A 14,130-nucleotide genomic window follows, 5' to 3' on the forward strand; every position below is an offset into this window, starting at 1 on the left:
GCAGCCCGTTGGTGCAAGGCGAGCCGCGGCGAGGTTCGTCCCGAGTTTATAGCTAAGGAGCGACGATGGCCCAGACCCAGACTTTCAATGGCCGCAGACGCGTACGCAAGTTCTTCGGAAAGATCCCGGAAGTTGCGGAGATGCCGAATCTCATCGAGGTCCAGAAGGCATCCTATGACCAGTTCCTGATGGTGGACGAGCCCAAGGGCGGCCGTCCGGACGAAGGACTGCAGGCCGTTTTCAAGTCGGTCTTCCCGATCTCCGACTTTTCCGGCTCCTCGATGCTGGAGTTCGTGAAGTACGAGTTCGAGGCACCGAAATTCGACGTTGACGAGTGCCGTCAGCGCGACCTGACCTATGCGGCGCCGCTGAAGGTGACGCTGCGCCTCATCGTGTTCGATATCGACGAGGATACCGGCGCCAAGTCGATCAAGGACATCAAGGAGCAGGACGTCTACATGGGCGACATGCCGCTCATGACGTCGAACGGCACCTTCATCGTCAACGGCACCGAGCGCGTCATCGTCTCGCAGATGCACCGTTCGCCGGGCGTCTTCTTCGACCATGACAAGGGCAAGTCGCACTCGTCGGGCAAGCTTCTGTTTGCCGCGCGCGTCATTCCCTATCGCGGTTCGTGGCTCGACATCGAGTTCGACTCCAAGGATGTCGTGCACGCCCGCATCGACCGCCGCCGCAAGATTCCGGTGACGTCGCTGCTGATGGCGCTCGGCATGGACGGCGAGGAGATCCTGTCGACCTTCTACAACAAGATCACCTATAAGCGCGCCGGCGACCACTGGCGGATTCCGTTCAACGTCGAGCGTTTCCGCGGCCTCAAGGCCGTCGGCGACCTGGTCGACGCCGATACCGGCGAGATCGTGGTCGAGCAAGGCAAGAAGATCACCGCCCGCCAGGCACGTCAGCTCGGCGAGAAGGGTCTCAAGGCCATCAAGGCGACCGACGAGGACCTGCTTGGCAACTACCTTGCCGAGGACATCGTCAACTACGGCACCGGCGAGATCTTCCTCGAAGCCGGCGACGAGATCGACGACAAGACGCTGAAGGTGCTGCTCAGCACAGGCGAGGACGAGATCCAGATCCTGGACATCGACCACGTTAATGTCGGCGCCTACATCCGCAACACGCTCAACGTCGACAAGAACGAGAGCCGCCAGGACGCGCTGTTCGACATCTACCGTGTCATGCGCCCGGGCGAGCCGCCGACGCTCGAGACCGCCGAAGCCATGTTCAACTCGCTGTTCTTCGACAGCGAGCGCTACGACCTGTCGGCCGTAGGCCGCGTCAAGATGAACATGCGCCTCGAGCTCAAGGCTGAGGACACCGTGCGCGTCCTGCGCAAGGAAGATATCCTGGCCGTGGTCAAGACGCTGGTCGAGCTGCGTGACGGCAAGGGCGAGATCGACGACATCGACAATCTCGGCAACCGCCGCGTGCGTTCGGTCGGCGAGTTGATGGAGAACCAGTACCGCGTCGGCCTGCTGCGCATGGAGCGCGCGATCAAGGAACGCATGTCCTCGATCGAGATCGACACGGTCATGCCGCAGGACCTGATCAACGCCAAGCCGGCGGCCGCCGCCGTGCGTGAGTTCTTCGGTTCCTCGCAGCTGTCGCAGTTCATGGACCAGACCAACCCGCTCTCGGAGATCACCCACAAGCGTCGCCTGTCGGCGCTTGGACCGGGCGGTCTGACGCGCGAGCGCGCCGGCTTCGAGGTGCGCGACGTGCATCCGACGCATTACGGCCGCATCTGCCCGATCGAGACGCCGGAAGGCCCGAATATCGGTCTGATCAACTCTTTGGCCACTTTTGCGCGCGTCAACAAGTACGGCTTCATCGAAAGCCCGTACCGCAAGATCGTGGGCGGCAAGCTGACCAACGAAGTTGTCTATCTGTCGGCGATGGAAGAGGCCAAGCACTATGTCGCGCAGGCCAACGCCGAGCTCGACAAGAACGGCAGTTTTGTCGACGAGTTCGTCATTTGCCGTAATGCTGGCGAAGTGATGATGGCGCCGCGCGAGAACGTCGACCTGATGGACGTCTCGCCGAAGCAGATGGTGTCGGTCGCTGCGGCGCTCATCCCGTTCCTCGAGAACGACGACGCCAACCGCGCGCTGATGGGCTCGAACATGCAGCGTCAGGCCGTGCCGCTGGTGCGCGCCGAAGCGCCGTTCGTCGGCACCGGCATGGAGCCGGTCGTCGCCCGTGACTCGGGCGCTGCCATCGGCGCCCGCCGCGGCGGCGTGGTCGACCAGGTGGACGCCACCCGTATCGTCATCCGCGCCACGGAAGATCTCGATCCCGGCAAATCCGGCGTCGATATCTACCGGCTGATGAAGTTCCAGCGTTCGAACCAGAACACCTGCATCAACCAGCGTCCGCTGGTGCGCATGGGCGACCGCGTCAACAAGGGCGACATCATTGCCGACGGTCCGTCGACCGAGCTCGGCGATCTGGCGCTCGGCCGCAACGTGCTGGTCGCGTTCATGCCGTGGAACGGCTACAACTACGAGGACTCGATCCTGCTCTCCGAGCGCATCGTGGCCGACGACGTCTTCACCTCGATCCACATCGAGGAGTTCGAGGTCATGGCGCGCGACACCAAGCTCGGGCCGGAGGAAATCACGCGCGACATTCCGAACGTTTCGGAAGAGGCGCTGAAGAACCTCGACGAGGCCGGCATCGTCTATATCGGTGCTGAAGTGCAGCCGGGCGACATCCTGGTCGGCAAGATCACGCCGAAGGGCGAAAGCCCGATGACGCCGGAAGAAAAGCTCCTGCGCGCCATCTTCGGCGAAAAGGCCTCGGACGTTCGCGACACCTCCATGCGCATGCCTCCGGGCACCTTCGGCACGGTCGTCGAAGTGCGCGTCTTCAACCGCCACGGCGTGGAGAAGGACGAGCGCGCGATGGCGATCGAGCGCGAGGAGATCGAGCGTCTGGCCAAGGACCGCGACGACGAACAGGCGATCCTCGACCGCAACGTCTATGCGCGTCTTTCCGACGTGCTGGTCGGCAAGGAGGCGATCGCCGGACCGAAGGGCTTCAAGAAGGGCTCGAAGCTGTCGAAGGACACGCTCGACGAGTATCCGCGTTCGCAGTGGTGGCAGTTCGCCGTGGAGAACGAGAAGCTCCAGGGCGAGCTCGAGGCTCTGCGCGGCCAGTACGACGAGTCCAAGAAGGCGCTCGAGCAGCGCTTCATGGACAAGGTCGAGAAGGTGCAGCGCGGCGACGAAATGCCTCCGGGCGTCATGAAGATGGTCAAGGTCTTCGTGGCGGTGAAGCGCAAGATGCAGCCGGGCGACAAGATGGCCGGTCGTCACGGCAACAAGGGTGTCGTGTCGCGCATCGTTCCGGTGGAGGACATGCCTTTCCTCGAGGACGGCACGCATGCCGATATCGTGCTCAACCCGCTGGGTGTGCCGAGCCGCATGAATGTCGGCCAGATCCTGGAAACGCATCTGGGCTGGGCTTGCGCCGGCATGGGCAGGAAGATCGGCGAGCTGATCGACGCGTACAAGGGTGGCGGCGACATCAAGCCGCTGCGCAAGACGCTGGAAAGCTTCATGCCGGCCAACGACCGCAACGAGCCGATCCGCGAGTATGACGACGAGAGCATCGTTCGCCTGAGCGAGCAGATGCGCCGCGGCGTCTCCATCGCGACACCGGTGTTCGACGGCGCGCATGAGGCCGACATCAACACCATGCTGGAGCAGGCTGGCCTGCACACCAGCGGTCAGTCGCAGCTCTATGACGGCCGCACCGGCGAGCCGTTCGATCGCAAGGTGACGATGGGCTATATCTATATGCTCAAGCTGCATCACCTGGTGGACGACAAGATCCACGCGCGTTCGATCGGTCCGTACTCGCTTGTCACCCAGCAGCCGCTGGGCGGCAAGGCGCAGTTCGGCGGCCAGCGCTTCGGCGAAATGGAGGTCTGGGCGCTCGAAGCCTACGGCGCGGCCTACACGCTGCAGGAAATGCTGACGGTGAAGTCGGACGACGTCGCCGGCCGCACCAAGGTCTACGAGGCGATCGTGCGCGGCGACGACACGTTCGAGGCGGGCATCCCCGAGAGCTTCAACGTTCTCGTCAAGGAAATGCGCTCGCTCGGCCTCAATGTGGAGCTGGAGAACACCCAGGTCGAAGAGACCCCGACGCGTCTGCCCGACGCAGCCGAGTAAGGCACTGGCGCGCGCCGCGTTCTAAGCGCGGCGCGCCCTGAGCATGATCCCGAGAAGCGGCCACCGGTTTTCGGCCGAGACCATGCTCAACCAAGAAGTCTTCGGCCGGTTCGACCGGCCAGTCTGCGGACATTTCGTCCGCGATCGATGCAAGGGGTTATCGAGGACCCCGAAAAGGAGAACGGCATGAACCAAGAGGTCATGAATCTCTTCAACCCGCAGGCGCCTGCGCAGGTGTTCGATTCCATCCGGATCTCGCTTGCCAGCCCAGAGAAGATTCTGTCCTGGTCGTTTGGCGAGATCAAGAAGCCGGAGACCATCAACTACCGCACCTTCAAGCCGGAGCGTGACGGCCTGTTCTGCGCGCGCATTTTTGGTCCGATCAAGGACTATGAGTGCCTGTGCGGCAAGTACAAGCGCATGAAGTACAAGGGCGTCATCTGCGAAAAGTGCGGCGTCGAAGTCACGCTGTCGCGCGTTCGCCGCGAGCGCATGGGCCATATCGAGCTCGCCGCGCCCGTCGCCCATATCTGGTTCCTGAAGTCGCTGCCTTCGCGCATCGGCACGCTGCTCGACATGACGCTCAAGGATATCGAGCGCGTGCTCTACTTCGAGAACTACATCGTTACCGAGCCGGGCCTCACCGCGCTGAAGGAGAACCAGCTCCTCAGCGAGGAAGAGTACATGATTGCCGTCGACGAGTACGGCGAGGACTCTTTCACCGCCATGATCGGCGCCGAGGCCATTCACGACCTTCTGGCCGGCATGGACCTGGAGAAGATCGCCGGCGACCTGCGTTCGGAGCTGGCCTCGACCACGTCCGAGCTCAAGCAGAAGAAATACCTGAAGCGGCTCAAGGTCGTCGAGAACTTCATGGAATCCGGCAACCGTCCGGAATGGATGATCATGAAGGTGGTTCCGGTGATCCCGCCGGACCTGCGCCCGCTTGTCCCGCTGGACGGCGGCCGCTTCGCCACGTCGGACCTCAACGACCTCTACCGCCGCGTCATCAACCGCAACAACCGCCTGAAGCGGCTGATCGAGCTGCGCGCGCCCGGCATCATCGTGCGCAACGAAAAGCGCATGCTGCAGGAAGCCGTCGATGCGCTGTTCGACAACGGCCGTCGCGGCCGCGTCATCACCGGCGCCAACAAGCGTCCGCTGAAGTCGCTGTCCGACATGCTGAAGGGCAAGCAGGGCCGGTTCCGCCAGAACCTGCTCGGCAAGCGCGTCGACTATTCCGGCCGCTCGGTCATCGTGACCGGTCCGGAGCTCAAGCTGCATCAGTGCGGCCTGCCGAAGAAGATGGCGCTGGAGCTCTTCAAGCCCTTCATCTACGCCCGCCTCGACGCCAAGGGTTTCTCCTCTACCGTCAAGCAGGCGAAGAAGCTGGTCGAGAAGGAGCGTCCGGAGGTTTGGGATATCCTCGACGAGGTCATCCGCGAGCATCCGGTGCTCTTGAACCGGGCGCCGACGCTGCACCGCCTCGGCATCCAGGCGTTCGAGCCGATCTTGATCGAAGGCAAGGCGATCCAGCTGCACCCGCTGGTCTGCACCGCCTTCAACGCCGACTTCGACGGCGACCAGATGGCGGTCCATGTGCCGCTGTCCCTGGAAGCGCAGCTTGAAGCCCGCGTGCTGATGATGTCGACCAACAACATCCTGCACCCGGCCTCCGGCGCGCCGATCATCGTGCCGTCGCAGGACATGGTTCTCGGTCTCTACTATCTCTCGATCGTCAACCAGAACGAGCCGGGCGAAGGCATGATGTTTGCCGACATGGGCGAGCTCCAGCATGCGCTGGAGACCAAGGCCGTGACGCTGCACGCCAAGATCAAGGGCCGCTTCCGCAGCGTCGACGCGGAAGGCAACGTCGTGTCGAAGATCTACGACACCACGCCTGGCCGCATGATCATCGGCGAGCTTCTGCCGAAGAACGTCAACGTGCCGTATGAGACCGCCAACCAGGAGATGACCAAGAAGAACATCTCCAAGATGATCGACACCGTCTACCGCCACTGCGGTCAGAAGGAGACGGTCATCTTCTGCGACCGCATCATGGCGCTCGGCTTTGCGCACGCCTGCCGTGCCGGCATTTCGTTCGGCAAGGACGACATGCTGATCCCGGACACCAAGCTGAAGCTCGTTTCCGACACCGAGGCGTTGGCCAAGGAATACGAGCAGCAGTACAATGACGGCCTGATCACGCAGGGCGAGAAGTACAACAAGGTCGTCGACGCCTGGGCCAAGTGCTCGGAAAAGGTCGCCGACGAGATGATGGCGCGCATCAAGGCGGTGGAGTTCGAGGACAACGGCCGTCAGAAGCCGATGAACTCGATCTACATGATGTCGCATTCGGGTGCGCGCGGTTCGCCCACCCAGATGCGTCAGCTCGCCGGCATGCGTGGCCTGATGGCCAAGCCCTCGGGTGAAATCATCGAGACGCCGATCATCTCGAACTTCAAGGAAGGCCTCACCGTGCTCGAGTATTTCAACTCGACCCACGGCGCCCGCAAGGGTCTGGCCGACACCGCCTTGAAGACGGCGAACTCGGGTTACCTCACCCGCCGCCTGGTCGACGTGGCGCAGGACTGCATCGTCAACTCCGTGGATTGCGGCACCGACAAGGGCCTCACCATGCAGCCGATCGTCGATGCCGGTCAGATCGTTGCCTCGGTCGGCCAGCGCGTGCTGGGCCGCACTTCGCTCGACGACATCAATCATCCGGTCACCGGCGACCTGCTGGTCAAGGCCGGAACGTTGATGGACGAGCGCGATGTGGAGCAGATCGAGAAGGCCGGCGTGCAGTCGGTCCGCATCCGTTCGGCGCTGACCTGCGAGGTCAGGACCGGTGTGTGCGCGGTCTGCTACGGTCGCGACCTGGCCCGCGGTACCCCCGTCAACCAGGGCGAGGCCGTCGGCGTCATCGCGGCGCAGTCGATCGGCGAGCCGGGCACCCAGCTCACCATGCGTACCTTCCACATGGGCGGCACGGCGCAGGTGGTGGATTCCTCGTTCCTTGAAGCCTCCTATGAGGGCAAGGTGCAGATCCGCAACCGCAACGTGGTCCGCAACTCGGAAGGCCAGCAGATGGTCATGGGCCGCAACATGGCGGTGCTCATCCTCGATGAGACCGGCAAGGAGCGCGCCACGCACCGCGTCGCCTATGGTTCGCGTATTTTCGTGGACGATGGCGACAAGGTGAAGCGCGGCCAGCGTATCGCCGAGTGGGATCCCTATACCCGCCCGATCCTCACCGAAATCGAGGGCAGGGTGGCGTTCGAGGATCTGGTCGACGGCATCTCCGTGCAGGAAACGGCCGACGAATCGACCGGCATCACCAAGCGCGAGGTCATCGACTGGCGTTCGACGCCGCGCGGCAACGACCTGAAGCCCGCGATCGCCATCCAGGACGCCAAGGGCAAGGTCGGCAAGCTGTCGAAGGGCGGCGATGCACGCTTCCTGCTCTCGGTCGAGGCCATCCTCTCGGTCGAGCCGGGCGCACATGTGAAGCCTGGCGACGTGCTGGCGCGTATCCCGATGGAAAGCGCCAAGACCAAGGACATCACCGGTGGTCTGCCGCGCGTTGCGGAACTGTTCGAGGCTCGCCGTCCGAAGGATCACGCCATCATCGCCGAGATCGATGGCACGATCCGTTTCGGCCGCGACTACAAGAACAAGCGCCGCATCATCATCGAGCCGCATGACTCGACGCTCGAGCCGGTGGAGTACCTGATCCCGAAGGGCAAGCCGTTCCATCTCCAGGACGGCGACGTCATCGAGAAGGGCGACTACATCCTCGACGGCAATCCGGCGCCGCACGACATCCTGGCGATCAAGGGCGTGGAGGCGCTTGCCTCCTATCTCGTCAACGAGATCCAGGAGGTCTACCGTCTGCAGGGCGTGTCGATCAACGACAAGCACATCGAGGTGATCGTTCGCCAGATGCTGCAGAAGGTCGAGATCACCACGCAGGGCGATTCGACCTACATCCCGGGAGACCACGTCGATGTGATCGAACTGGAGGAGGTCAACGAGCGCCTGATCGACGACGGCAAGAAGCCGGCCGAAGGTCAGCCGGTGCTGCTTGGCATCACCAAGGCTTCGCTGCAGACGCCGTCCTTCATCTCGGCCGCCTCCTTCCAGGAGACGACCAGGGTGCTTACCGAGGCTGCGGTTGCCGGCAAGACCGACATGCTGCAGGGCCTGAAGGAAAACGTCATCGTCGGCCGTTTGATCCCGGCCGGCACGGGCGGCACGATGAGCCAGATAAGGCGCATCGCCACCTCGCGCGACGAGCTCATCATCGACGAGCGCCGCAAGGCCTCCGGTGTCGAGGTCGCCGAGCCGATGCTGACCGACATGGTCAACGCCGCGCAGTAAGCGCGATGAAATGAGAAAACAAGAAAAGGGGCCCGCGCGGCCCCTTTTCGCATTTTGGCTTAATGCAACGAGGAAGAGCTATGAGCCGCGAAACCTGGACGACTGTCGACGACTACATCGTTTCCTCTCTTTTCGAAGCGGACCCCGTGCTGGATGCCACGCTCGCGGCCAACCGCGACCACGGCCTGCCGGCGATCGACGTCTCGGCCGCGCAGGGCAAACTGCTGTCGCTGCTGGTGCGTATTCGCGGCGCCAAGAAGGTGCTGGAGGTCGGCACGCTTGGCGGCTACTCGACCATCTGGATGGCAAGGGGATTGCCGGCGGACGGCAAGGTGGTGACGCTGGAGCTCGATCCGCACCACGCCAAGGTCGCGCGTTCGAACTTCGAGCGGGCAGGGGTTTCAGACAAGATCGACCTGCGGGTCGGTCCAGCGCTGCAATCGCTTGCCGCGCTGGCAGGCGAAAATGCCGGTCCGTTCGACCTGATCTTCATCGACGCCGACAAGCCGAACAACCCGAATTATCTCGACTGGGCGATGAAACTCTCGCGCTCAGGCACGGTCATCGTCTGCGACAACGTCATCCGCGACGGCGCGGTCGTGAAAAAGAACAGCGGCGACGCCAATGTCGAAGGCGCTCGCGCCGCTTTTTCGTTCATCGGCGGCGAGAAGCGGCTGGACGGCACCGCCATCCAGACCGTCGGCGCCAAGGGCTATGACGGATTTACCATCGCGATCGTAGAATGAGGATGCCCTAATCGAAGAACGCCTCGACCACATTGCGCTTGCCCAGCATGAACGCATCGGCGACGTGCTGCAGCGGCGCGAGGTCGACATCGGACGTTCCTGCGCGAACAATCTCGGCGAAGCGCTTGTAAAGCATCGGGTATTCGGCTTCCGGCTCGTCATGGATCATGCGCCCGCCGACGGCGAGCTTAGCGCCGCCGCCGGACAGCACCATCCTGCCCTTGTCGGTCTCGGCGACAATGTCCCAGCTTTGCGGGCCGGTCTGCAGCCAGTCGAGCTCCATCGTCACTGGCAAGCCGGTCGACGTGCGGAAGGCGACATGCGCCGCGACCGGTGCTGCGCGATTCTCGGGGAAATCGAGCACGGCCGAGGTGATGAACATCGCAGGCAAGATGTGTGTGGCGATCGACAGCGCGTTGATGCCGGGATCGAACACGCCGAAGCCGCCCGGCTCCCAAATCCATTCCTGGTTCGGATGCCAGCGCCGCACGTCTTCCTTCCAGTTGATGGCGGCCGAAGTCAGTCTGGCCGAGGCGAGGAATGCGCGCGCGGCCTCCACCGCCGGCGCGTAGCGCGAATGCCAGCTGGCAAAGAGCGAGACGCCGTTCCTTTCGGCAAGCGCCTTGAGGTGCTCGACCTCGCTGACCGTGGCGCCCGGCGGCTTTTCGAGGAACACGTGCTTCCTTGCTTCCAGCGCGGTACGCGCGGCGTCGTAACGGAACTGAGGCGGCATGCAGAGCGAGACCGCCTCTAGGCCAGGTTCGGCCGCAAGCATCGCTTCGATGCTGGGATAGTTCGCAATGCCGTCCACCTTGCCGTGGCGGCTGGCCGCCGCTGTCAGCTGATAGTTGCCGTCCTTGGCGACCGCCGGCAGGTGCTGGTCGCGGACGATCTTTCCCACGCCGACGATGCCGAGCTTGATGGGATTGCTGGTCATGGGAACTCCAAGGATTGAAAGGGTGTGTCTAGGCAGGGCAGGTTTGTCCGGCGACTCCGGCAAATATGACGCTGGCCGCGCTTTTCAGATCGGCTCTTCAAAGGTGACGATCGAAACCTCGCCCTCCAATGCGCCTTGATAGGCCGACAGATGCGGCTCGTCGTCGGGCTCGCCCTCCATGTCGCCGATCTGGTCGAGCTCCGCCTCGGCGTAACCTTCGGCGGCAAGCGATTCGAGCGCGCGGCGCACGGCAGAATCATCGTCGGGCGCCACAAGCATCACATGAACGCCTTCCGGCTTGCCGCCTTTCTTCTTCCAGACCCGTCCGGTGATGATCGTGACCGGCCGTTCTTCATTGTCGTTCACGGGCTGATTCCTCGTTTTCCCCGAGATTGTCCGATGCAAGCCGCCTTTTGGCACGAAGCCGGGCCGCAGGACAGCGCAAAGCCGGTCACTTTCTTCCTCGCTCTTGAAAAAAGACGCAAGAAAATTACATGCGTTTTCCGCATGGCTGCCCAGCCCCGGATTGGGCGCAATATTTGGCGTGCCGGGGTTGACGGTTAGAAGGCTTGCGAGTAGAAGCCGCCCTGTCAGAACCGATGTGAGGCTCTCCTGTCCGAAGCGACACGCTTTGGAGTTTGCCTCAAACAGGGTTCGTTTTACGAGCGAAAAGACATTTCCGGCGCGCATGAAGCGGCTTCCGCTTCCTCTGCAATTTGTTCGGGCAGGACCGCGAGGCGCGGTGTGTTGCCCGAATTTGCGTATGGAAATGACGCTTTGAGCGGCCCCCTGACAGGGCAGACACGGAATTGAGAGACAAGAGGGTTTAATGCCTACCGTCAACCAGCTGATCCGCAAGCCGCGCCTGGCGCCGGTGAAGCGCAACAAGGTCCCGGCCATGCAGCAGAACCCGCAGAAGCGGGGCGTCTGCACGCGCGTCTACACCACGACGCCGAAGAAGCCGAACTCGGCGCTGCGCAAGGTGGCCAAGATTCGCCTGACCAACGGTTTTGAAGTGATCGGCTACATCCCCGGCGAAGGTCACAACCTGCAGGAACACTCGGTGGTCATGATCCGCGGCGGTCGCGTCAAGGATCTGCCGGGCGTCCGCTACCACATCATCCGCGGCGTGCTCGACACGCAGGGTGTGAAGAACCGCAAGCAGCGTCGTTCGAAATACGGCGCCAAGCGTCCGAAGTAAGGGTTTCCCATGTCCCGTCGTCACAGTGCAGAAAAGCGTGAGATCAATCCGGACCCCAAGTTCGGCGATCTGATCGTCACCAAGTTCATGAACGCCGTCATGTATGACGGCAAGAAGTCGGTTGCCGAGACCATCGTCTATGGCGCGCTGGACCAGGTCCAGGCTAAGACCAAGCAGGAGCCGGTCACCGTCTTCCATCAGGCGCTCGACAATGTCGCGCCGCATGTGGAAGTGCGCTCGCGTCGTGTCGGCGGCGCCACCTATCAGGTTCCGGTCGATGTGCGGCCCGAGCGTCGTCAGGCGCTGGCCATCCGCTGGCTGATCGCCGCCGCGCGCAACCGCAACGAGACCACCATGGTCGACCGCCTCTCGGGCGAGCTGATGGACGCGGCCAACAACCGCGGCACGGCCGTCAAGAAGCGTGAAGACACCCACAAGATGGCGGAAGCCAACCGCGCCTTCGCGCACTACCGCTGGTAAAGCGCGAACGAGACTGAGAGGCACCTCCCATGGCCCGCGAATACAAGATCGAAGACTACCGCAATTTCGGTATCATGGCGCATATCGACGCCGGCAAGACGACGACGACCGAGCGCGTCCTCTATTATACGGGCAAGTCGCACAAGATCGGCGAAGTCCATGACGGCGCTGCCACCATGGATTGGATGGAGCAGGAGCAGGAGCGCGGCATCACCATCACTTCGGCCGCGACCACGACCTTCTGGAAGGGTCGCGACGGCAAGATGCGCCGCTTCAACATCATCGACACCCCCGGACACGTCGACTTCACCATCGAAGTCGAGCGTTCGCTGCGCGTGCTCGACGGTGCCATCGCGCTGCTCGACGCCAACGCCGGCGTGGAGCCGCAGACCGAGACCGTGTGGCGCCAGGCCGACAAGTACCACGTGCCGCGCATGATCTTCTGCAACAAGATGGACAAGATCGGCGCCGACTTCTACCGCTCCGAGGAAATGATCGGTTCGCGCCTCGGCGCGCAGGCCGTCGTCATGCAGCTGCCGATCGGCGCCGAGACCGAGTTCAAGGGCGTCGTCGACCTCGTCGAGATGAACGCGCTCGTCTGGCGTGACGAGACCCTTGGCGCTGCCTGGGATGTCGTCGAGATCCCGGCCGACCTCAAGGACAAGGCCGAGCAGTACCGCGAGAAGATGATCGAAGCCGCCGTCGAGATGGACGAGACCGCGCTCGAGAATTACCTCGAAGGCAAGATGCCGTCGAATGACGAGATCCGCGCGCTGATCCGCAAGGGCACCATCGCGGTCAAGTTCTTCCCGATGTTCTGCGGTTCGGCCTTCAAGAACAAGGGCGTGCAGCCGCTGCTCGACGCCGTCGTCGAATACCTGCCGTCGCCGATCGACGTGCCGGCCATCAAGGGCGTCGATGCCAAGACCGACGCCGAGATCGAGCGTCATGCCGACGACAACGAGCCGCTGTCGATGCTGGCGTTCAAGATCATGAACGACCCGTTCGTCGGCTCGCTGACCTTTGCCCGCATCTATTCGGGCAAGCTCACCAAGGGCACCTCGCTCGACAACACGGTGAAGGGCAAGAAGGAGCGCATCGGCCGCATGCTGCAGATGCATGCGAACTCGCGCGCCGACATCGAGGAAGCCTATGCCGGCGACATCGTCGCCCTGGCCGGCCTCAAGGACACGACCACCGGCGACACGCTCTGCGATCCGCTGCATCCGGTCATCCTGGAGCGCATGGAATTCCCCGATCCGGTCATCCAGATCGCTATCGAGCCGAAGACCAAGAACGACCAGGAAAAGATGGGTCTCGCGCTGCATCGCCTGGCGGCTGAGGATCCGTCCTTCCGCGTCAAGACCGACGAGGAAAGCGGCCAGACCATCATCGCCGGCATGGGCGAGCTGCATCTCGACATCATCGTCGACCGCATGCGCCGCGAGTTCAAGGTCGAAGCCAATGTCGGCGCCCCGCAGGTGGCCTATCGCGAGACGATCACCCGCACGCACGAGCAGGATTACACGCACAAGAAGCAGACCGGCGGTACCGGCCAGTTCGCCCGCGTCAAGATCATCTTCGAGCCGAACACCGAGAGCGAAGAGTTCGTGTTCGAGTCCAAGATCGTCGGCGGTGCGGTTCCGAAGGAATACATCCCGGGTGTCGAGAAGGGCATCAACAGCGTCATGGGTTCCGGCCCGTTCGCCGGTTTCCCGATGATCGGTGTCAAGGCCACGCTGGTCGATGGCGCCTTCCACGACGTCGACTCCTCGGTGCTGGCGTTCGAAATCGCTTCTCGTGCCTGCTTCAAGGAAGCCGCTCCGCGCCTCGGCGTGCAGCTTCTGGAGCCGATCATGAAGGTCGAGGTCGTGACGCCGGAAGATTACGTCGGCGGCGTCATCGGCGACCTCAACGGCCGTCGTGGCCAGATCCAGGGTCAGGAAGCGCGCGGTGTCGCCGTCGTCATCAATGCGATGGTGCCTTTGGCCAACATGTTCAAATACGTCGACAATCTGCGTTCGATGTCGCAGGGCCGCGCCCAGTACACGATGCAGTTCGACCACTACGAGCCGGTTCCGACCGCGGTCGCCCAGGAAGTTCAGAAGAAATACGCGTAACTCGAGCGGGTTGCACGAGACCTTAATTCAAGGCCCGCACGGGCAAGCAGGATTGGAGAGA

8 protein-coding genes are annotated in these 14,130 nt (G+C 62.9%); 6 read left to right on the forward strand and 2 right to left on the reverse strand.

What is annotated here, in order from left to right; translation table 11 throughout:
- Window positions 1-65 precede the first annotated feature (65 nt).
- The 3 genes from rpoB to LB515_RS00190 all read left to right on the forward strand — a co-directional run bounded on the left by rpoB (window position 66) and on the right by LB515_RS00190 (window position 9,331).
- Complete coding sequence (gene rpoB / locus LB515_RS00180) at window positions 66-4,202, forward strand: DNA-directed RNA polymerase subunit beta (RefSeq protein ID WP_095765521.1); 4,137 nt, start codon at window positions 66-68, stop codon at window positions 4,200-4,202.
- A 186-nt stretch (window positions 4,203-4,388) separates the two neighbouring features.
- The gene (rpoC, locus tag LB515_RS00185) at window positions 4,389-8,585 is read left to right on the forward strand and encodes a DNA-directed RNA polymerase subunit beta' (RefSeq protein ID WP_224610687.1); all 4,197 of its coding nucleotides are present in this window, start codon (window positions 4,389-4,391) and stop codon (window positions 8,583-8,585) included.
- 80 nt (window positions 8,586-8,665) lie between these two features.
- On the forward strand, window positions 8,666-9,331 hold the full coding sequence (locus LB515_RS00190) for an O-methyltransferase (protein WP_224706410.1): 666 nt from the start codon (window positions 8,666-8,668) through the stop codon (window positions 9,329-9,331).
- A gap of 7 nt (window positions 9,332-9,338) precedes the next feature.
- On the opposite strand, the gene LB515_RS00195 is transcribed toward LB515_RS00190, so the two are convergent.
- The gene (locus LB515_RS00195; RefSeq protein WP_224706411.1) at window positions 9,339-10,268 is read right to left on the reverse strand and encodes a Gfo/Idh/MocA family protein; all 930 of its coding nucleotides are present in this window, start codon (window positions 10,266-10,268) and stop codon (window positions 9,339-9,341) included.
- A gap of 84 nt (window positions 10,269-10,352) precedes the next feature.
- On the reverse strand, window positions 10,353-10,634 hold the full coding sequence (locus tag LB515_RS00200; RefSeq protein WP_095765518.1) for a transcriptional regulator: 282 nt from the start codon (window positions 10,632-10,634) through the stop codon (window positions 10,353-10,355).
- 463 nt (window positions 10,635-11,097) lie between these two features.
- Between LB515_RS00200 and rpsL the strand changes: the two genes are divergently transcribed.
- The 3 genes from rpsL to fusA are packed head-to-tail and all read left to right on the forward strand — an operon-like array spanning window position 11,098 to window position 14,069.
- Window positions 11,098-11,469 (forward strand): 30S ribosomal protein S12, encoded by a 372-nt coding sequence (gene rpsL / locus LB515_RS00205; RefSeq protein WP_006202128.1) that lies wholly within the window; start codon window positions 11,098-11,100, stop codon window positions 11,467-11,469.
- A gap of 9 nt (window positions 11,470-11,478) precedes the next feature.
- Window positions 11,479-11,949 carry a 30S ribosomal protein S7 gene (gene rpsG / locus LB515_RS00210; protein WP_027170372.1) on the forward strand — a complete coding sequence of 157 codons (471 nt, stop codon included), beginning with the start codon at window positions 11,479-11,481 and terminating at the stop codon, window positions 11,947-11,949.
- Between the two features lie 29 nt (window positions 11,950-11,978).
- Window positions 11,979-14,069, forward strand: coding sequence for an elongation factor G (fusA, locus tag LB515_RS00215; protein ID WP_095765517.1), 2,091 nt, complete (start codon window positions 11,979-11,981; stop codon window positions 14,067-14,069).
- Window positions 14,070-14,130: the final 61 nt, after the last annotated feature.

Source organism: Mesorhizobium sp. CA15, assembly GCF_020165215.1.
In the GTDB taxonomy this organism is placed as follows: domain Bacteria; phylum Pseudomonadota; class Alphaproteobacteria; order Rhizobiales; family Rhizobiaceae; genus Mesorhizobium.

Bases quoted from the DNA above. Each gene is read 5' to 3' on its own strand.
- rpoB (WP_095765521.1), top strand. From the start codon at position 66: ATGGCCCAGACCCAGACTTTCAATGGCCGCAGACGCGTACGCAAGTTC.
- rpoC (WP_224610687.1), top strand. From the start codon at position 4,389: ATGAACCAAGAGGTCATGAATCTCTTCAACCCGCAGGCGCCTGCGCAG.
- LB515_RS00190 (WP_224706410.1), top strand. From the start codon at position 8,666: ATGAGCCGCGAAACCTGGACGACTGTCGACGACTACATCGTTTCCTCT.
- LB515_RS00195 (WP_224706411.1), bottom strand. From the start codon at position 10,268: ATGACCAGCAATCCCATCAAGCTCGGCATCGTCGGCGTGGGAAAGATC.
- rpsL (WP_006202128.1), top strand. From the start codon at position 11,098: ATGCCTACCGTCAACCAGCTGATCCGCAAGCCGCGCCTGGCGCCGGTG.
- rpsG (WP_027170372.1), top strand. From the start codon at position 11,479: ATGTCCCGTCGTCACAGTGCAGAAAAGCGTGAGATCAATCCGGACCCC.
- fusA (WP_095765517.1), top strand. From the start codon at position 11,979: ATGGCCCGCGAATACAAGATCGAAGACTACCGCAATTTCGGTATCATG.